The sequence below is a fragment of the Kitasatospora sp. NPDC088861 genome (assembly GCF_044750105.1).
In the GTDB taxonomy this organism is placed as follows: domain Bacteria; phylum Actinomycetota; class Actinomycetes; order Streptomycetales; family Streptomycetaceae; genus Kitasatospora.
The window spans coordinates 806,810-824,565 of record NZ_JBIVJF010000001.1; the positions used below are offsets into that span (position 1 = coordinate 806,810).

Below are 17,756 nucleotides of genomic sequence, written 5' to 3' on the forward strand. Positions count from 1 at the left end.
GCCCCCGGCGGCCGAGCGCGAACGGCGGGTCCGGGTGCCGGTGACGTCGGGCCGGGCGGCTTCGGGCCGGGCCAGGCAACGATTCGCGGCGGTTTCGGGCTCTGGGGGTTGAGGAGGTGCTCATGGGAGCCCAGAAGACCGCGAGGGACGAGGAGTTCCGCGCGTTCACCGGCAGCGCGTGGACGCGGCTGCTCAGGACGGCGTACCTGCTCGCGGGGGACCGGCACACCGCCGAGGACCTGGTCCAGCAGGCCCTGGAGCGGGCGTACGTCGCCTGGAGCCGGGTCCGGGCGGCCGACGACCCGCACGCCTACGTGCGCCGGATCCTGATCAACGAGCACGCCCGCCGGTTCCGCCGCCGAGCGGCCGAGGAACTGGTCACCGCCGTCCCCGACCGGGCCGCACCCGAGGGCCCCGACGGCTACGCGCGGCTGGACGAACGGGCGGCGCTGCTCACGGCCCTCGGCACGCTGCCGCCCCGGCAGCGGCAGGCCGTCGTGCTGCGGTACTGGGAGGACCTCACCGAGACCCAGACCGCCGCGGCGATGGGCTGCTCGGTCGGGACGGTGAAGAGCCAGGCGGCCAGGGGCCTGGCCAAGCTGCGGGAGGCCTCCTCACTCAACGGGCTGGCGAGCATCGGAGGCGGAAGATGAGCAACGAGGGCAACGTGGGGGCCATGGGGAACGTGGACGGCGAGGACAGGGCCGGGGCGGGGTCCGAGGCCTCGGCGGCGCGGGTCCTGGGCGAGCTGGCCGGAAGCGTCGAGATCGGGGCCGTCCCGTACGACCGGCTGGTTGCCGGGGGGCGGCGCCGGCTGCGGCGCCGGCGGCTGCTGACCAGCGGGGCGGTGGCGGCGCTGGTCGCGGCGGCCGTCGTCGGGGGGACGGCACTCGGCGGGCTCGGGCTCGGGCGGGGGCCGGGAGACGCGGCCGACGCGGGGGCGGTGGTGGCGGACGCCCGGACCGTCACCACCGCCGAGGCCGCCGCAGGCACCGTAGGCACCGCGGGCACCGCCACGACACCGACCGCTCCCGCGCGGGATCCGTTCACCCCGGTCCGGGTCGTGGTCGGCCAGGGCACCACGAACGGCAGGCAGTGGCAGGCGTGGGCCGCGTTCTGGCCGGCGGCCGCCACCAAGGAGGACGCCCTCCGCCAGGCCCGGCTGATCTGGGCGGACCGGCACGCGGCCATCCCGCAACTGCCGGAGACCACCCGGGCGGACATCGACCGGAGCTGGCACCCGGACGTGGACCTGGTGAACCTCTACGCCACCGTGGACGGGCAGCGCCAGGTCGACGACGCGATGCACGACACCCCCGCCCCGGGGACGCCGGACGGGGCGATCATCGACCGGGCCACCTCCGGAGGGGGGACGATGCTCGGGCTCAAGGGCGGGGAGCTGGGCGCCTCACCGGTGGTGATCGCCGGGGTCCGGCCCCAGGTCGCGAAGGTCGTGGTCACCTGGGACACCGGCGGCGTCAGCGCGTCGGTGCCGGTCGCCCTCGGCGACTCCCCGACGCACTGGTACGCGATCGCCAAGAAGCCGGGCGCCCAGGCCCGCACGTTCACGTACTACGCGGCGGACGGCTCCGTGCTGGGCACCGACGCCAGCTGGTTCCGCTCCTACTGAACCCGCCCGGCGCTGTGCGGCCTCGGCGCCGCCCGCGCGACCGGCCCACCTCCCCCTCGGGTCAGCCCGCCCGAGGGGGAGCCGCCCGGGATCAGTAGGGCAGCAGGTCGCCAGTGACCAGCTCGAACCCGAAGGGCTCCGGAACGCGCAGCGTCTCGCCGAACGCGATGTCCTCGCGCCGGTGGTACCGGGTGCCGTCCGGCCTGCTGAAGAGGGTGACGGTCTTCTCCCGCGCGTCGACCAGGAGGTACAGCGGGATCCCCATCAGCGGGTAGTCCCGCACCTTCCCGACCCAGTCGTTCTCGGGGTTGGAGGGCGAGACCAGCTCGACCGCGATCGCGGCCAGCTCGGCGGGCACCTGGTTGTCGGTGGTGGCCAGCGCGTCGTCCGGAAGGTACGTCAGGTCGGGATTGCGGCTCTTGCCGACGTTGGGCGAGACCAGATCGGTGTTCTCGCTCGGCAGCAGCCCGGCCGGGGTGTGGGCGTCGAACTGCCGGCGCACCACCAGCAGGTTGCGCTGGTGGATCCCCGAGGGGCTCACCATCATGGTGATGGTGTCGCCGGAGAGCTCCACCTTGAAGCCGTCGGGCAGGCTCCTGCGGGCTTCTTCCAGGAGCTCGAAGTGTTCCGGGGCCATGAGTGCGACGCCTCCCGAACCGAATCCACCGGTATCCGGCAGCCAGCGTAGTCGGCGTCCGACCCCCGGGACGGCGGAAGCCCCGCAGCGATCACGCTGCGGGGCTTCCGATCTGTGGCCAGGGCCGGGGTCGAACCGGCGACCTTCCGCTTTTCAGGCGGACGCTCGTACCAACTGAGCTACCTGGCCGTACTACACCGTCTCTTGCGAGACGAGCGATCCCGACGGGACTTGAACCCGCGACCTCCACCTTGACAGGGTGGCGAGCTAACCAACTGCTCCACGGGACCTTGTAGTGGTTTCCCACTAAGGTCTTGCGGCACTGCTTTTTACTACGGTACTGCGTGCCCCCAACGGGATTCGAACCCGTGCTACCGCCTTGAAAGGGCGGCGTCCTGGGCCACTAGACGATGAGGGCTTGCGGCCTGTCCCGCTGTTTCCAGCGTTCGGGGACGTCGAGAAGCATATGGGATGCAGGGCGGATCGCCAAAACGGGTTTCGGCCGGGTGGGTGGGGGCCGTCCGAGGGCCGCCCGGGGCGGGGGTCAGGACCAGCCGAGTTCGTCGAGTTCGTGGTCGTCGAAGCCGAAGTGGTGGGCGACCTCGTGGATGACCGTGGTGCGGACTTCGGCGACGACCTGGTCGTGGGTCTCGCAGTGCCGGAGGGTGGGGCCGCGGTAGATGAGGATCCGGTCGGGCAGGACGCCCGCGTACCACTCGCCGCGTTCGGTGAGCGGGGTGCCCTCGTAGAGGCCGAGGAGTTCCGGGTCGGCGGGGTCGGGCTCGTCCTCGACGAAGACGGCGACGTTGTCCATCATGGCCGCGAGCTGCGGGGGAATCTGGTCGAGGGCGTCGCTGACCAGCGTCTCGAACTCTTCCCGGGTCATCTCCACCGGTTCATTGTCGGGTCTGGAGTGACGCTGTGCCAGACGGCGGAAGCCGGTGTTTGATGGGGTTATGGCGACCTCGGACGGCACGGTGGACGGCCCGGCGCGGACCCGGCCGGTGGGCGACGGGACGGCCACCCGGAGACGGCCGCCGGTGTGGCGCGGGCAGGGGCCGGCCGTGGCGGTGATCGCGGTGGGCGGGGCGATCGGGGCGGTGGCCCGGTACGGCGCCGGGCTGGCCTGGGCGAACGGGCCGGCGGCGTTCCCGTGGACGACGCTGCTGATCAACGTGGTCGGGTGCGCGGTGATCGGGGTGTTCCTGGTGGTGATCACCGAGGGGCGTCCGGCGCACCCGTTGCTGCGGCCGTTCTTCGGCACCGGGGTGCTGGGCGGCTTCACCACCTTCTCGACGTACGCGGTGGACATCCGGCGGCTGGTGGAGGAGGGGCGGCTCGGGCTCGGGCTGGCGTACCTGGGGCTGACGCTGCTGGGCGCGCTCGGCGCGGTGTGGGCGGCGGCCGCGCTGACGCGCCGTCTGATCGCCCGCGGGGGCGTGCAGTGAGCAGGTTGAGCGGGCCGGCGCTGCGGCTGACCGTGCTGGTGGGGGAGAACGACCGCTGGCACCACCGGCCGCTGTACAGCGAGATCGTGCACCGGGCGCGGGCGGCGGGGCTGGCCGGGGCGAGCGTGTTCCGGGGGATCGAGGGGTTCGGGGCGTCGTCGCTGGTGCACACGGCGCGGCTGCTGTCGCTGAGCGAGGACCTGCCGGTGGCGGTGGTGATCGTGGACGAGGAGGAGCGGGTGCGGGCGTTCCTGCCGCAGTTGGACGGGCTGGTGGCGGAGGGTCTGGTGCTGCTGGACCGCTGCGAAGTGGTCAGGTACGTGGGGCGGGAAGAGGCTTCGGGGTGAACTGGCTGCTGGTGGTGGCGGGCGCGGTGGTCGGCGCGCCGCTGCGGTACCTGACCGACCGGGCCGTGCAGGCCCGGCACGACTCGGTGTTCCCCTGGGGGACGTTCGCGGTGAACGTGGCCGGCTGCCTGGTGCTCGGCCTGGTGACCGGGGCGGTGGCGGCGGGGGCCGCGTCCCCGCACGTCCAGGTGCTGCTGGGGACGGGGCTGTGCGGGGCGCTGACCACGTACTCGACCTTCTCGTACGAGACGCTGCGGCTGGTCGAGGCCGGGGCGGGGCGGTACGCGCTGGCGAACGTGGCGGGCAGCGTGGTGGCGGGGCTGGCCGCGGTGTACGCGGGGGCGGGGCTGGCCTCGGCGTTCTGGGGCTGAGCGTCTGCCGGCCTGCCCGTCTGCCGGTCTGCTCGCCTGCCGGTTCGGCGGGCTGTGGCGGATGCGGCCCGGACGCTTCCTGGCGCGCTGCCCGTGTCCCGTCGGGGCGGGCGCGCGTTGGGCACCGAAAAGCGGCCGCGCGAGCAGTGGGCGGCCCGGGTGGGGCGGTGGAGAGGGAGCTCGGTGGCTTCGGTGCGGGCGGTTCGGGCGGTGGTGCGTACGGCTTCGGTGCTGGCGGTGGCCGGGCTGGGGTTGACGGGGTGCATGTCGGTCGGTCCTGAGGCGGAGGTGAAGCACGGGGTGGCGCCGGTCGGGCAGGCCGGTCCGGCGGGCAAGCCGGGGGTGACGAGCGGGCCGTCGGCCTCGCCGAGCGGCGCGCATCCGGGGAGTGCGTCCGGGCGCCCGGAGCGTTCGGGGGGCTTGCAGAGCGAGAACGCGCCGGCCGGGGTGACGGCTGCGGCGGCGGGCGAGGTGGCACCCGGCGCGAACGGCGCGGCCGCCGGCGTGGTCCCGGTGCCGGGGGCGCCCGCCGTGGACGCCGCGCCGGCCGGCACCGGCGCGAACGGTTCGGCGGGGGGCGTGAGTGCCAGCCCCGCGCCCCGGCCGGGCGGCGGTGCGTCGGCCGGTACCGGTGGTGCGGCGGGCACCGGGGGCGCGGGCGGGGCGGGCGGCACCGGTGAGGGCCGCTCCGGCGGCACGGCGGGCACGCCGTCGGCCACGCCGAGCAGCCACCCCTCGACGTCCCCCGAGCCCGAGCACAGCTCACCCGCCGCGACCGTCCCACCGACCACGGAGCCCTCGGCCGGCAACTCCGGTTCCTCGGCCCCGAGCCCGCATGCGGGTGGGCATTAGCGGTCTGGCCAGGGCATTTGCCTCTGATCCCGAGGTTCGTCTATGGTGGTAGATCGTTCGTTTGATTCATTTGACTGGCGCCCTATTCCCATCTGGCGCCCTTGGCGCGTTCCGGCGATCCGTGGCTGACCGCATAGAGGCGGTTGTGAAACAGAACCCCCGGACTTTGGCGCGTGCCACTTCCGGAAGGTTTTACATGTCTCTCGTTGACGACGCCCGCTTCGCCATGCCCGCGAGCGAGGCCGCCGCCGATGTCACCGACACCGCCGACACCCTCACCGACGCCGTCGAGGCCGTCGAGCCCACCGACGCCGACGCCGACGTCGAGCTGAACGCCGACGCCGTCGAGGCCGAGGAGGCCGTCGAGGCCGCCGAGCCCACCATCACCTTCGGCGACCTGGGCCTGCACGACGACGTCGTGCGCGCCCTCGCCAAGCGCGGTGTCACCACCCCGTTCCCGATCCAGGCCGCGACCATCCCGGACGCCCTGGCCGGCAAGGACGTGCTGGGCCGTGGCCGCACCGGCTCCGGCAAGACCCTCAGCTTCGGCCTGCCGCTGCTGACCCGCCTCGCCGACGGCGAGCGCACCAAGCCCAAGCACCCGCGCGGCCTGATCCTCGTCCCGACCCGCGAGCTGGCCATGCAGGTGGCCGACGCCCTGGAGCCGTTCGGCTCGGTGCTCGGCCTCAAGCTCAAGGTCGTCTGCGGCGGCACCTCGATGTCGAACCAGATCTACGCGCTGGAGCGCGGCGTCGACGTCCTGGTCGCCACCCCCGGCCGTCTGCGCGACCTGCTGAACCGCGGCAGCGCCAAGCTGGCCGACGTCCGGACCGTCGTGCTCGACGAGGCCGACCAGATGGCCGACATGGGCTTCCTGCCCGAGGTCACCGAGATCCTCGACCAGGTGCCGGCCGGTGGCCAGCGCCTGCTGTTCTCCGCCACCCTGGAGAACGAGATCGACACTCTGGTCAAGCGCTACCTGAAGAACCCGGTCACCCACGAGGTCGACCCGTCGGCCGGCGCGGTCACCACCATGACCCACCACATCCTCGTGGTGAAGCCCAAGGACAAGGCGCCGATCACCAACGCGATCGCCGCCCGCAAGGGCCGCACGATCATCTTCGTCCGCACCCAGATGGGCGCCGACCGCGTCGCCGAGCAGCTCATCGAGGCCGGCGTGAAGGCCGACGCGCTGCACGGCGGGATGACCCAGGGCGCCCGTACCCGCGTCCTCGGCGACTTCAAGGACGGCTACGTCAACGTCGTCGTCGCCACCGACGTCGCCGCCCGCGGCATCCACGTCGACGGCATCGACCTGGTCCTCAACGTGGACCCGGCCGGCGACCACAAGGACTACCTGCACCGCTCCGGCCGCACCGCCCGGGCCGGGCGCTCCGGCGCCGTCGTCACCCTGGTGCTGCCGCACCAGCGCCGCGGCGTCTTCCGCCTGATGGAGGACGCGGGCGTCGACGCCTCGCGCCACATCCTCGACCACGCCTTCGACGCCGAGGTCGCCAAGATCACCGGCGCCCGTTCGCTGATCGAGGTCCAGGCCGAGAGCGCGGCCGGCATCGCCGGTGCCGCCGAGCGCGAGCTTGCCGACATGACCCGCCAGCTGGAGCGCGCGCAGCGCCGCACCACCGAGCTGCGCGAGGAGGCCGACCGCCTGGCCGCGCGGGCCGCCCGCGAGCGGGCCGAGCTGGGCATCGAGGACGAGGCCCCGGCCGCCGAGGCGGGCGACGAGGCCGCTGCGGAGACCCCGGCCACCGAGGCGCCGGCTCCGGCCGCCGCGCCGCAGGCCGAGGAGCGCACGCCGTCGTACCGCGAGGCGCGCACCGAGCGTCCGGCCTTCGGCCGTGACCGTGACCGCGATGACCGTGGTGGCCGTTCCGGTGGCTTCAACCGTGACCGTGACGACCGTGGTGGCCGTTCCTTCGGTGACCGTGACGACCGCGGCGCCCGTTCCGGTGGCTTCAACCGCGATGACCGTGGTGGCCGTTCCGGTGGCTTCAACCGTGACCGTGACGACCGTGGTGGCCGTTCCTTCGGTGACCGCGACGACCGCGGCGCCCGTTCCGGTGGCTTCAACCGTGACCGTGACGACCGTGGTGGCCGTTCCTTCGGTGACCGCGACGACCGCGGCGCCCGCTCGGGCGGTTTCAACCGTGACCGTGACGACCGTGGTGGCCGTTCCTTCGGTGACCGTCCGGCCCGCACCGGTGGTGGCTTCGACCGCGACCGTTCCGGTGGCTTCAACCGTGACCGCGACGACCGCGGCGGCCGTTCCTTCGGCGACCGCCCGGCCCGCACCTTCGGTGACCGCCCGTCCTTCGGCCGGGACCGCGACGAGCGCGCCGGCAGCAACAACCGTCCGTTCGCGCGTCGTGACGACCACCGCTCCGGCGGCCGTCCGCAGGCCTCCGGTGGTGGCTTCGGCCGTGACCGTGACGACCGTGGCGGCGCCCGCTCGGGTGGCTTCGACCGCGACCGTTCCGGTGGCTTCAACCGCGACGACCGCAAGCCGCGCTGGAAGAACTGACGCCGTACGGCCGGTGGTTGACCACCGGTAGCTGAACACCTGAACACACACGACGGGCCCGCTCCATGCACTGGAGCGGGCCCGTCGCGTTCCCCCGATGCCCCCGGTACCTCCCCCGGTACCCCTCGCGCCCCCGAGGCGTTGTTCTGCGGCTGAGAATAACCTGTGGCGCGGCCCGGCGGAAGTCCCGTAGCGTCCCGGACATGAGCAGCAGACTGCACGACGTGGCCCGGGTGAACGAGGAGATCGCCGAGCGGGGGAGCTACCGGGCGGCCGGTGGCGAACTCGTCACGGTGGGGGAGCAGTTGGCGGCTGCCAGGGCCGGCACGGTGTCGTACGCGCCGCCGGCGCTGGACGCGCTGCTGAGGGGCGGGGGCCCGGGGCCCGGGCCGGGTGGGCCCGGTGGGCCCGTCGGGGCGGTGGAGGTGACGGCCGAAGGCAGCATCGAGGCCGCCCGGCGCCTGGTCGAGGGCGGGGCGGGCCCGGTCGGGGTGCTCAACTTCGCCTCCGCGCGCAACCCCGGCGGCGGCTACCTGCGCGGCGCCCGCGCCCAGGAGGAGGACCTGTGCCGCAGCGCGCTGCTCTACACCTGCCTGCTGGAGGCGCCGGACTACTACGAGGCGCACCGCGCCTCCACCGACCTCCGGTACAGCCACCGGGTGATCGTCTCGCCCGACGTTCCGGTGATTCGCGGCCGGGGCGGGGACCTGCTGGCGCGGCCGTACCCGGTCACCTTCCTGACCTCGCCCGCGCCCAACGCGGGCCAGCTGGAACGGCGTTCGGCCGACGTGGACGTCCGGGGCGTGCTCGCCGAGCGGGCCGTCCGGGTGCTCGCGGCGGCGGCCCGGCACGAGGTCCGCACGCTGGTGCTCGGGGCCTGGGGCTGCGGGGTGTTCCGCAACGACCCGGCCCAGGTCGCCGAGGCCTTCGAGGGCGCGCTCTCCCGGTACGGGGCGGCCTTCGAACGGGTGGTGTTCGCGGTCTGGGACCGCTCACCGGTCTCGGCGAACCGGGCCGCGTTCGAGGCGCGGTTCGGCGGGGCGGCGCAGCCCGGCGCGGCGGTGCGCTGAGGCCGCCGCCGGGTGTCGCTGCCGAGTGTCGCTGCCGAGGCCGGTGAGCGGGCCGGCGCGCGGCTCGCGCCGGGTGCTGCTACCGCTTGCGGGCGGCCAGCGCCGTCGCGGCCGTAGAGGCCGCCGCGACCACACCGGTGACGGCGAAGACCGACGGCCAGGCGCCGATCTTCTTCGCCAGCGGATGCGAACCGCCGAACGCCGCCACGTACAGACCGGTCAGCGCCGCCGCGGTGGCCGCGCCCGAGCTGCGGTGCCACTGCGCGGCCGCCCCGGCACCGGCCACCGCCAGCACGGCGCCGCCCAGTTCGCGCCGGCCGCTCCAGCGGGCGACGCCGTAACCGCCCACCAGGCCGCTCGCCGCGGTCAGCGCGGCGGGCGCGGCGGCCGAGAGCACGTTGGGGACCTTCGCCATCGTCGACTCCACTCGTAGAGGTTGTCCTGACTTCCTGTTCCGGCTTCCGACCATAGCCCGCCCGCCCCGCGCGCCGGTCCGGGCCTCCGGCCTCCAGCAGGCCGCCGTCCTCCCTGCCGTCTTCCCTGCCGTCCGCTCCGCCGTCCTCCCCGCCGTCCTCGACTCCGAGGCCTGTCAGCCCCCGGTGGCAGACTGCGAGCGTGACTGACACCGCGATCACCGACGGCCGCTACCGGATCCGCAACGTCGACAGCGGCCTGCTGCTCGAAGTCGCCGACGGCAGCCGGCGCAGCGGCGCCCGCGTCCGCCAGGGCGCGGACGACGGTTCCGACGCCCAGCTCTGGCAGCTCACCGCCGTCCACCCGGGCGGCGCCCTCTGCCACCTGGAGAACGCCGCCAGCGGCAAGCGCCTCGACGTCACCGGCGCCTCCACCGACGACGGCGTCCCCATCCAGCAGTGGTCCGCCAACGCCTTCGGCGCCCAGGAATGGCTCCTCGAAGCCCACGTGGACGCCCCCGGCACCTACACCATCACCAGCTTCATCAGCGGCAAGCCCCTCACCGCCGCCGCACCCCCCGACCCCACCGTCCACCAGTGGGAGGACACCGACTCGCCCGCCCAGTGGTGGCGCTTCGAACGCCAGGAGTAGGTGCGTCCCCGGGCCGGTCAGGCCGACAGGTTGGCGCGCAGGGCGGTCAGTTCCTCGTCGGTGACGCCGTGGGCGCGGAGGTAGGCGGGGACGGAGGAGTACTGGGTGTGGATCCAGCCCAGGGCGGAGGCGAGGAGTTCGGCGGTGACGGGGCGGGAGACGCGTTCGGTGCCGGTCTCGTCGACGTAGGGGGTGGGACCCCGGTCGAGGCCGAGGCCGACGTTGGAGAGCAGGAAGTCGGCGGTGACGTCGGCCTCCGAGGCGCCGAGCAGGGACTGCAGGACGGCGATGGTCAGGCCGGTGCGGTCCTTGCCGACGGCGCAGTGCACGAGGGCGGGCAGCGCGCCGGGGGCGGCGAGGCGGCGGACGACGGCGGCGAGGGACGGGCCGGCGGTCCGGGCCATGAAGGGGTAGAGCGCCGCCTGGTCCTCGGGCCAGGGCTGGTCGATGTCCTCACGGTTGGCGGGCAGGGTCGGGAGGTTGAGGGCCTCGTGGTCGAGGCCGTGCCGCAGGTCGGGCCAGACCTCCAGCTCGACCGGACTGCGCAGGTCGAGGACGGTGCGCAGGCCGAGGGCCTTGAGGCGCCGGGCGCCCTCTTCGGTGAGGGTGTGGAAGGAGCCGGAGCGGTAGAGCACGCCCCGCCGCAGGGCGCCGATCCCGCCCGCGTCACGGAAGTTGCGCACACCGGGGATGTCGATGAAGGCATCGGTCATGGCCCCACGGTACGGGCGGGGGGCGGGCCGGCGGAAGGAAACCGGAGGGAACCTTTCAGCGCCCGCCGGAGACGTCCAGGAAGGCGTTGGTGGTGTACGAGGCGGCGGGGGAGAGCAGGAAGAGGATCGCCTCGGCGACCTCCTCCGCCCGTCCGCCGCGCCGCATCGGCAGCCCGGGGGCGACCCGGTCGACCCGGCCGGGCTCGCCGCCGAGGGCGTGGATGTCGGTGTGGATCAGGCCGGGGCGGACGGCGTTGACCCGGATCCCCTCGGCGGCGACCTCCAGGGCGAGGCCGCGGGTCATCGAGTCGACGGCGCCCTTGGCGGCCGCGTAGTCGACGTACTCGTTGGGCGAGCCGAGCCGCGAGGCGGCCGAGGACACGTTGACGATGGCACCGCCGCGGCCGCCGTGCCGGGTGGACATCCGGTGCACGGCCTGGGCCGCGCACAGGAACGGGCCGGTGATGTTGGCGGCCCAGATCCGGTTCAGCCGGTCCTCGTCGATGTCCTCCAGCCGGCACTGCTTCTCCAGCGTGCCGGCGTTGTTCACCAGGCCGGTGAGCAGCCCGAGTTCGGCGTCCACGGTGGTGAACAGCCGCTCCACCTCGGCGGTGCGGGTGACGTCGGCCCGGACGGCGAGCGCGGTGCCGCCCTCGGCCCGGACGGCGTCCACCACGGCGGTGGCCGAGGCCTCGTCCGTGCGGTAGTTGACGCAGACCCGGTAGCCGCGCCGGGCGGCGAGCAGGGCGGTGGCGGCGCCGATGCCGCGGCCGGCGCCGGTGACGATCAGGACGCCGTCGTCGGAGGTGGTGGTCGACATGCTCGGTACGCTACCCGGCGGACCGGCCGGGGCGGGCCCCGGAGCGGAAATCGTTCGCCCGGCGCGGCCCGGACCGGCGAGGATGCGGTAGCGGCGCCGCCACCGCAGCCCTGCCGACTGCCAGGTCGTGAGGCGTCGAGAGAGTCGAGAGAGGAGACCGGCGATGTCCGACGCACCCGCACCCGCACCTGCCGTCCCCGGCACCGTCCTGCTCGCCGGGGTGGTCGGCTCCACCGCGTACGGCTTCGCCCACGCCGGCTCCGACGTCGACCGGCTCGGCCTGTACGCCGCCCCCACCGAGGAACTGCACGGCCTGCACCGCCCGGCCGAGTCGCACGTCACCACCGGGCCCGACGTCACCCTGCACGAGGCCGCCAAGTGGTGCCGCCTGGCGCTGTCCTGCAATCCGACCGCCTCCGAGCTCGTCTGGCTGCCGGACGACCTGTACGAGATCCGCACTCCGCTCGGTGCCGAACTGGTCGAGATCCGCTCGAGCTTCCTCAGTGAATCGGGCGTCCGGAAGGCCTATCTCGGTTACGCAGAGCAGCAGTTCCGCAAACTGCTGACCCGCGACACGACCGACCCGGCCACCCGCCGCCGGGCCGCCAAGCACGCCCGGCATCTGGTCCGGCTGGTCGAACAGGCCGTCCGGCTGCACAAGACCGGCCACAACCTGGTCCGCCTCACCGACCCCGGACACGTCCGCGACCTCGGCGAACGCATCGCCGACCGCCCCGCCGTCGCCGAATCCCTGCTCGCCGACGCCGCCGACCGCCTCGCCCGCCCCGGCGTCCTCCCCGCCGCCCCCGACCCGCGCCCCGCCGAATCCTGGCTCCGCCGCGTCCGTGCCGCCCACTACGCTCCGCCCCCCGCCCCCGGCGCGCCCGCGCAATCCACTGGCGGAGCCCTGCGCCCCACCGGGTAGGATCACGGTGGCCCTCCCCAACCGGGACGAGGGCCGCGGGCCACTAGCTCAATTGGCAGAGCTGCGGACTTTTAATCCGTAGGTTCAGGGTTCGAGCCCCTGGTGGCCCACCGAACTGAGGCCAGGTCAGACACCCTCTGACCTGGCCTTTTGCATGTCCGCCGCCGGTGAACGCACTGCGGCACCCCGGCTGGTCGAGTAGCCGGGGTGCCGCGGTGCGGTGTGGGTCGTGGGGCGGATCAGGCCGCGGCGCGGATCGGGGCGCCGGTCTGGTGGAGGTGGGTGAGGATCTCGCGGTACGAGCGGAAGAGGCCGGTCTCGTAGTAGGTGATCTCCTTCTCGGCGCAGAAGTCGCGGGTGAGGACGGCGGCGCGGCGCAGGGCCGGGGTGGGCATGCTGGGGAAGAGGTGGTGCTCGACCTGGTAGTTGAGGCCGCCCATCAGGGCGTCGATGAAGTAGCCGCCGCGGACGTTGCGGGAGGTGAGGACCTGGCGGCGGAGGAAGTCGAGCCGCATGCCGGGCGTCACCATCAGCATGCCCTTGTGGTTGGGGGCGAAGACGCAGCCCAAGTAGACGCCGAGCAGGGCCTGGTGGACGGCGAGGAAGGCGAAGGCCTTGCCGACCGGGAGGGCGGCGAAGACCAGCCCGAGGTAGGCGGCGAAGTGGGCGACCAGCAGGAAGCCCTCCAGGTAGGGGCGCTTCATGATCGGGCTGCGCAGCGCGCGGAAGCTGTTGTAGCTGAGGTTGAGGCCTTCGAGCAGGAGCAGCGGGAAGAAGAGGAACGCCTGGCGGCGGCCGATGAAGCGGGCGATTCCGCTGGCCCTCCTGGCCTGGTCCTGGGACCAGACGACGAGGTCGGGGGAGACGTCCGGGTCCCGCTCCTCGTGGTTGGGGTTGGCGTGGTGGCGGGTGTGCTTGTTCATCCACCAGCCGTAGCTCATGCCCATCAGGAGGTTGGCGACGATGCGGCCGCCGATCTCGCCGGCGCGGCGCCCGGTGAACACCTGACGGTGCGCCAGGTCATGTGCCATTAATCCCAGTTGGGCGAAGATGATGGACATGGCGGCGGCCAGTCCGAGCTGGAGCCAGGTGTCGCCGAGGGCGAACATGGCCCACCAGCCGCCGAGGAACGCGGCGAGGACGAGGCCCGCGCGGACGGTGTAGTAGACCGGGCGTCGGTCGAGCAGGCCCTCGGCGGTGATCCGGCGGCTCAGTTGGGCGAAGTCGCTCCCGCCGGTTCCGGGCGGGGCGGTGTCCGGTGGTCCGGCGGGCGGCTGCGGCCGGGTTTTCGCGGTCGGCGTCCCCGCGGTGTCGGTGGTCATGGTGCTGAGTCTGGTCTAGCGAACGGGCCTTGAGAAACGGGGGCATCCCCCTGGGGCGGGGTGAGGAAAACCCCCGGACCGTCCTGGGTGGCCGCGGACGTGCGGCGCGTGGTGCCTGATGGTGCCGCAGGGGCGGGGAGAGGTGGCGTAGGTCACGTCGTAATCGGCTGGTTTCGGGCGTTCTGTGGCGAGCTTGCGCCGTGGTGGCCGGGGTTGGTGGTGGACCGGAGGTCGGTGATCGCGTCGGGCCTAAATATGATCGGAAGCCACGTTCATCGGTTTGTACCGATGTTCGTATGTGCAACCTGGGAACGGTCCCGACCGTCTCCCTGTGTGCGGTGCGCCAGATCGTCCGGGGCGTCGCTTCCGTCGGTGAAAGGTACGCGCATGTCAGGTCAGTGGGGCGAGGGCCCGGCTCGGGGCGAGAACGCACCCGGCGCGCTCACGACGGGGAGCGATGGGTCCGTGCCTCCGCCGCGTACCGGGGGCCGGGCGGAGGCCCGGCGCGCCGCCCAGGGCAAGGGCGGTGGCCGCGGTGGCAAGGACGGCGGCAAGGACGCGGGCAAGGACGGCGGTCGGGGCGCGGGCAAGGACGGCGGCAGGCCGGAGGCGGCGGCCGGCGGCGGCCGGGCGGCGGCGCGCAACAGCCGCAAGCCCAAGAAGAACGTGAAGAAGATCGTCGCCTGGTCGGCGGCCGGCGTGCTGGTGCTGATCGCGGGCGCCGGCGGGGCGATCTACTTCAAGCTGAACGCCAACATCAAGTCCTTCGACGGCGACGCGATAGCAACCGACCGCCCGCCGGAGGCGCAGGCCGACGCGGACGGCAACAAGCCGGTCAACGTGCTGCTGATCGGCTCGGACAGCCGCGGCAGCAACAACTCCGACCTCGGCGGCGGTAGCGCGGACGGCGGCGCCCGCTCGGACACCACGATCCTGCTGCACGTCTACGCCGACCACAAGCACGCCGTGGGCATCTCGATCCCGCGCAACGCGAAGGTCCCGATCCCGCCCTGCAAACTGCCCAACGGCAAGTGGACCAAGGGGTCGTCCAGCGACCTGTTCAACGCGGCCTTCTCGGTCGGCGGCAGCGACGGCGGCAACCCGGCCTGCGCCCAGAACACGGTGGAGAAGCTCACCGGGATCCGGGTCGACCACACCATCGTGGTCGACTTCAACGGCTTCTCCGCGATGACCAAGGCCGTGAACGGCGTCGACGTCTGCCTGCCGAAGGCCATCTACGAGGGCGACGTCAACCCCAACCTGCACAGGAAGGGCGACCTCGTCCTGCCGCAGGGCAAGCAGACCGTGCAGGGCCAGCAGGCGCTGGACTACGTGCGGCTGCGGCACGGCATCGGCGACGGCTCCGACATCGGCCGGATGAAGCGCCAGCAGGCCTTCCTCAGCTCGCTCGCGAGCAAGGTCAAGAAGGACGGGCTGAGCCCCACCAACCTGCTGCCGCTGGCCGACGCCGCGACCAAGTCGCTGGTGGTCGACCCGGGGCTGGCCTCCGCGGACAAGCTGCTCTCCTTCGGGCTGTCGCTCAAGAACATCGACATGCACGACCTCAAGTTCGTGACGGCGCCCTGGCGTTACCGCACCCAGGACAAGGACCTCGACCTGGTCCAGCCGGACGCCAACAAGCTCTGGGAGACCCTCAAGGCCGACCAGACCATCGACGGGCAGAACGCCACCGGCCAGCAGCCGGACGCCGCCGCCAGCCCGAGCGCACCGGCCGCGCCGCAGTCGGCCGCGCCCAGCGCGCCCGCCGCGCCGGTCGCGGACGCCGGCAACTCGTCGATCAAGGTGGCGGTCTACAACGGGACGACCGAGAACGGCCTGGCCGGCAAGGCGACCGCGCAGCTGAAGGCCGCCAAGTTCGCCGCCACCACGGCGGGCCAGGCGGCGAGCACCAAGTACAAGACCACCATGATCGAGTACGGCTCCGGGCAGAAGGCGAACGCCGACAAGGTCGCCGCGCTGTTCCCGGGCGCCAGCGTCGAGGCCGGCAACTCGGCGGGCGTGACCCTGATCGTCGGCAAGGACTTCTCCGCGGCCAACGGCGGCGGGCCCACCGGCCCGGCCACCGGGACGGGCGGCGCGGCCGCGAACGGCACCCCGGCGCCCCCGGCGCCGCTGCCCACCACCGTCACCAACGACGCCCGCTCGGCGGACGACGACATCTGCGCGAACACCTCCTACGGCAGCGGCGGCTGACCGCACCCGAGCCGTGGGGGCGACCCCCGGGCCGGCGCCGTCCAGGGCGCGCGGGCCCGGGGGTCGTGCCATGGTGGCCGGAGAAACCGGGGGGCGCCCGGCACGGGCGACCTGAGGGACGGGGGCCCGACGCACCGGACCCGGGCACACCGGACCCGGCCCACGGACGAGGGGGGCGCGCACCGAAAGGCGGACCCCATGCCCGAGATCGCCCTCCAGTTCGACATCGCCGCACCCCGGGCCGTCGTCCTCGCCGCGCTCAACACGCACGGCGGGCTGACCAGCTGGTGGACCACCGGCGTGGACCGGGAGGGCGACGTCCTGCTGTTCGACTTCCCCGGCGTCCCCGAGCCGTTCCGGCTGCGCCGCGAGCGGGCCGACCTGGACCGGGTGGTGTGGGCCAACGCCGGGGCCTTCCCGCCGCACTGGGCCGGCACCTGGATCAGCTGGGACCTCGCCGACCAGCCCGACGAGCCCGGCCGCACCCGGTTGCTGTTCCGGCACGGCGGCTGGCAGCCGGGCAGCGAGGACGGCGTCCCGCTGGTCGCCGGCACCTGGGCCGAACTGCTGGTCCGGCTCAAGGACTACGTGCAGAGCGGCAAGGTGCAGCCGTACTTCGTCACGGCCCAGCGGCACGACGCCGCGTGAACGGCCCCCGCGACGGCATGAGCGCCACGACGCCGCGTGAACGGCCCGCCGGCGGCTGAACGGGCCCCGGGCCCGTCCGATCGCCCGCCAGGGCGCCGTCCGGTGGCGGGATCGCGGCGCCGGGCCGATGGTGGGCGGTGTACCCGCCGTTCGCGCCGACGGCCGGCACCGGCAGCCCGGCACCGGGCGGCCGGGACCCGCCCGCCCCGACGACCACTGCCTTCGGGAGGCCCAGCAATGCCCGTAGTCACCGCTCCGTACAAGCCCGGCACCCCGTGCTGGATCGACCTGATGGCGAGCGACCAGCAGGCCGCGCTCGACTTCTACCGCGACCTGTTCGGCTGGCAGGGCGAGGTCGGCCCGGCCGAGTTCGGCGGCTACGCCGTGTGCATGCTCAACGACCGACCGGTCGCCGGGATCATGGCGCGGTCCGCGCCCGAGGGCCAGCCGCTGCCGCCCGTCGCCTGGACCACCTACCTGGCCTCGGACGACGCCGACGTGAGCGGGGCTGCCATCGCCGAGCACGGCGGCACGATCCTCTACCCGGCGATGGACGTCGGCGTGATCGGCCGGATGCTGGTCGCCGCCGACCCGACCGGCGCGGTGTTCGGCGTCTGGCAGGCGATGGACTTCATCGGCGCGGGCGTGGTCAACGAGCCCGGCGCACTGGTCTGGAACGAGCTCAACACCGCCGACACCGAAGCGGCCGGCCGCTTCTACCTCCCGGCGCTCGGGCTGCGCCCGGCGACCATCCAGGGCATGGAGGGGTACTTCTCGCTCAACGCCGGCGACCGTACGGTGGGCGGCATGCAGCCGATCCCCGGGTACCTGGGGGCGGGCACGCCCTCGCACTGGATGGCCTACTTCTCGGTGGACGACACCGACTCCACCGTGGACGCCCTGGTCAAGGCGGGCGGCTCGGTGATCCAGCCGCCGTTCGACATGCAGTCCGGCCGGATGGCGGTCGTCCAGGACCCGCAGGGCGCGGTGTTCGCGGTGGCGGAGGCCGCCGAGGCGCAGATGCCCGACTCGCCGTAACAGCGCCGGGCACCCCTCGCCGTGACAGCGCCGGGCACCCACGAGCCCACCTGGCCACCCACGAGCACCCGGGCAACCGGAAGCCGCCCTTCCCGCGACGCGCCGCCGGGAAATGGG

19 protein-coding genes and 4 tRNA genes are annotated in these 17,756 nt (G+C 73.7%); 14 read left to right on the forward strand and 9 right to left on the reverse strand.

Annotated features, from left to right (window positions below; translation table 11 throughout):
- Window positions 1–122 precede the first annotated feature (122 nt).
- On the forward strand, window positions 123–653 hold the full coding sequence (locus ACIP37_RS03550) for a SigE family RNA polymerase sigma factor (RefSeq protein WP_363376868.1): 531 nt from the start codon (window positions 123–125) through the stop codon (window positions 651–653).
- On the forward strand, window positions 650–1,630 hold the full coding sequence (locus ACIP37_RS03555) for a hypothetical protein (protein WP_400804481.1): 981 nt from the start codon (window positions 650–652) through the stop codon (window positions 1,628–1,630). The genes ACIP37_RS03550 and ACIP37_RS03555 overlap by 4 nt, the downstream gene beginning before the upstream one ends.
- A 91-nt stretch (window positions 1,631–1,721) precedes the next feature.
- On the opposite strand, the gene ACIP37_RS03560 is transcribed toward ACIP37_RS03555, so the two are convergent.
- The 5 genes from ACIP37_RS03560 to ACIP37_RS03580 all read right to left on the reverse strand — a co-directional run bounded on the left by ACIP37_RS03560 (window position 1,722) and on the right by ACIP37_RS03580 (window position 3,153).
- Window positions 1,722–2,267 carry a Uma2 family endonuclease gene (locus ACIP37_RS03560; RefSeq protein ID WP_400804484.1) on the reverse strand — a complete coding sequence of 182 codons (546 nt, stop codon included), beginning with the start codon at window positions 2,265–2,267 and terminating at the stop codon, window positions 1,722–1,724.
- Window positions 2,268–2,382: 115 nt separating this feature from the next.
- A tRNA-Phe gene (locus ACIP37_RS03565) sits at window positions 2,383–2,456 on the reverse strand.
- A gap of 27 nt (window positions 2,457–2,483) precedes the next feature.
- Window positions 2,484–2,557: transfer RNA gene (locus tag ACIP37_RS03570), tRNA-Asp, on the reverse strand.
- 55 nt (window positions 2,558–2,612) lie between these two features.
- Window positions 2,613–2,685, reverse strand: a tRNA-Glu gene (locus ACIP37_RS03575).
- A 126-nt stretch (window positions 2,686–2,811) separates the two neighbouring features.
- Window positions 2,812–3,153 carry a metallopeptidase family protein gene (locus ACIP37_RS03580; protein ID WP_350880588.1) on the reverse strand — a complete coding sequence of 114 codons (342 nt, stop codon included), beginning with the start codon at window positions 3,151–3,153 and terminating at the stop codon, window positions 2,812–2,814.
- A 70-nt stretch (window positions 3,154–3,223) separates the two neighbouring features.
- On the opposite strand from ACIP37_RS03580, the gene crcB (ACIP37_RS03585) reads away from it, so the two are divergent.
- The 6 genes from crcB (ACIP37_RS03585) to ACIP37_RS03610 all read left to right on the forward strand — a co-directional run bounded on the left by crcB (ACIP37_RS03585) (window position 3,224) and on the right by ACIP37_RS03610 (window position 8,894).
- On the forward strand, window positions 3,224–3,715 hold the full coding sequence (crcB, locus tag ACIP37_RS03585; RefSeq protein WP_400804486.1) for a fluoride efflux transporter CrcB: 492 nt from the start codon (window positions 3,224–3,226) through the stop codon (window positions 3,713–3,715).
- Window positions 3,712–4,062 (forward strand): DUF190 domain-containing protein, encoded by a 351-nt coding sequence (locus ACIP37_RS03590; RefSeq protein ID WP_363581399.1) that lies wholly within the window; start codon window positions 3,712–3,714, stop codon window positions 4,060–4,062. Before crcB (ACIP37_RS03585) ends, ACIP37_RS03590 begins: the two co-directional genes overlap by 4 nt.
- Complete coding sequence (gene crcB, locus ACIP37_RS03595; RefSeq protein ID WP_400804488.1) at window positions 4,059–4,433, forward strand: fluoride efflux transporter CrcB; 375 nt, start codon at window positions 4,059–4,061, stop codon at window positions 4,431–4,433. The genes ACIP37_RS03590 and crcB (ACIP37_RS03595) overlap by 4 nt, the downstream gene beginning before the upstream one ends.
- A gap of 420 nt (window positions 4,434–4,853) precedes the next feature.
- Window positions 4,854–5,285: a hypothetical protein gene (locus ACIP37_RS03600; RefSeq protein ID WP_400804490.1), complete on the forward strand. Its 432-nt coding sequence runs from the start codon at window positions 4,854–4,856 to the stop codon at window positions 5,283–5,285.
- Window positions 5,286–5,481: 196 nt separating this feature from the next.
- Entirely contained in the window at window positions 5,482–7,824 is a 2,343-nt protein-coding gene (locus ACIP37_RS03605; protein ID WP_400804492.1) for a DEAD/DEAH box helicase, read from the forward strand.
- A 203-nt stretch (window positions 7,825–8,027) separates the two neighbouring features.
- Window positions 8,028–8,894, forward strand: coding sequence for a TIGR02452 family protein (locus ACIP37_RS03610; RefSeq protein WP_400804494.1), 867 nt, complete (start codon window positions 8,028–8,030; stop codon window positions 8,892–8,894).
- 79 nt (window positions 8,895–8,973) lie between these two features.
- On the opposite strand, the gene ACIP37_RS03615 is transcribed toward ACIP37_RS03610, so the two are convergent.
- Window positions 8,974–9,309, reverse strand: a complete 336-nt coding sequence (locus ACIP37_RS03615) for a hypothetical protein (RefSeq protein ID WP_063348325.1) — start codon at window positions 9,307–9,309, stop codon at window positions 8,974–8,976.
- A 125-nt stretch (window positions 9,310–9,434) separates the two neighbouring features.
- Between ACIP37_RS03615 and ACIP37_RS03620 the strand changes: the two genes are divergently transcribed.
- Window positions 9,435–9,959 carry an RICIN domain-containing protein gene (locus tag ACIP37_RS03620; RefSeq protein ID WP_400804588.1) on the forward strand — a complete coding sequence of 175 codons (525 nt, stop codon included), beginning with the start codon at window positions 9,435–9,437 and terminating at the stop codon, window positions 9,957–9,959.
- A 17-nt stretch (window positions 9,960–9,976) separates the two neighbouring features.
- Here the strand turns inward: ACIP37_RS03620 and ACIP37_RS03625 are convergent, their stop codons facing one another.
- Together ACIP37_RS03625 and ACIP37_RS03630 are read right to left on the reverse strand one after the other, a co-directional pair.
- Window positions 9,977–10,672 carry a tyrosine-protein phosphatase gene (locus tag ACIP37_RS03625; RefSeq protein ID WP_400804497.1) on the reverse strand — a complete coding sequence of 232 codons (696 nt, stop codon included), beginning with the start codon at window positions 10,670–10,672 and terminating at the stop codon, window positions 9,977–9,979.
- Between the two features lie 55 nt (window positions 10,673–10,727).
- Complete coding sequence (locus tag ACIP37_RS03630; RefSeq protein WP_400804499.1) at window positions 10,728–11,492, reverse strand: SDR family oxidoreductase; 765 nt, start codon at window positions 11,490–11,492, stop codon at window positions 10,728–10,730.
- Between the two features lie 163 nt (window positions 11,493–11,655).
- Between ACIP37_RS03630 and ACIP37_RS03635 the strand changes: the two genes are divergently transcribed.
- Both ACIP37_RS03635 and ACIP37_RS03640 read left to right on the forward strand, forming a co-directional pair.
- Complete coding sequence (locus ACIP37_RS03635) at window positions 11,656–12,417, forward strand: DNA polymerase beta superfamily protein (RefSeq protein ID WP_400804502.1); 762 nt, start codon at window positions 11,656–11,658, stop codon at window positions 12,415–12,417.
- A gap of 37 nt (window positions 12,418–12,454) precedes the next feature.
- Window positions 12,455–12,527: transfer RNA gene (locus ACIP37_RS03640), tRNA-Lys, on the forward strand.
- Window positions 12,528–12,656: 129 nt separating this feature from the next.
- On the opposite strand, the gene ACIP37_RS03645 is transcribed toward ACIP37_RS03640, so the two are convergent.
- Window positions 12,657–13,739, reverse strand: a complete 1,083-nt coding sequence (locus tag ACIP37_RS03645) for a fatty acid desaturase family protein (protein ID WP_400804504.1) — start codon at window positions 13,737–13,739, stop codon at window positions 12,657–12,659.
- Window positions 13,740–14,204: 465 nt separating this feature from the next.
- Between ACIP37_RS03645 and ACIP37_RS03650 the strand changes: the two genes are divergently transcribed.
- From ACIP37_RS03650 to ACIP37_RS03660, 3 genes are all read left to right on the forward strand, one after another.
- Window positions 14,205–15,953 (forward strand): LCP family protein, encoded by a 1,749-nt coding sequence (locus tag ACIP37_RS03650; protein WP_363628072.1) that lies wholly within the window; start codon window positions 14,205–14,207, stop codon window positions 15,951–15,953.
- Between the two features lie 198 nt (window positions 15,954–16,151).
- Window positions 16,152–16,601 (forward strand): SRPBCC domain-containing protein, encoded by a 450-nt coding sequence (locus ACIP37_RS03655; protein WP_363581379.1) that lies wholly within the window; start codon window positions 16,152–16,154, stop codon window positions 16,599–16,601.
- 237 nt (window positions 16,602–16,838) lie between these two features.
- Complete coding sequence (locus ACIP37_RS03660; RefSeq protein ID WP_363581377.1) at window positions 16,839–17,639, forward strand: VOC family protein; 801 nt, start codon at window positions 16,839–16,841, stop codon at window positions 17,637–17,639.
- Window positions 17,640–17,756 lie beyond the last annotated feature (117 nt).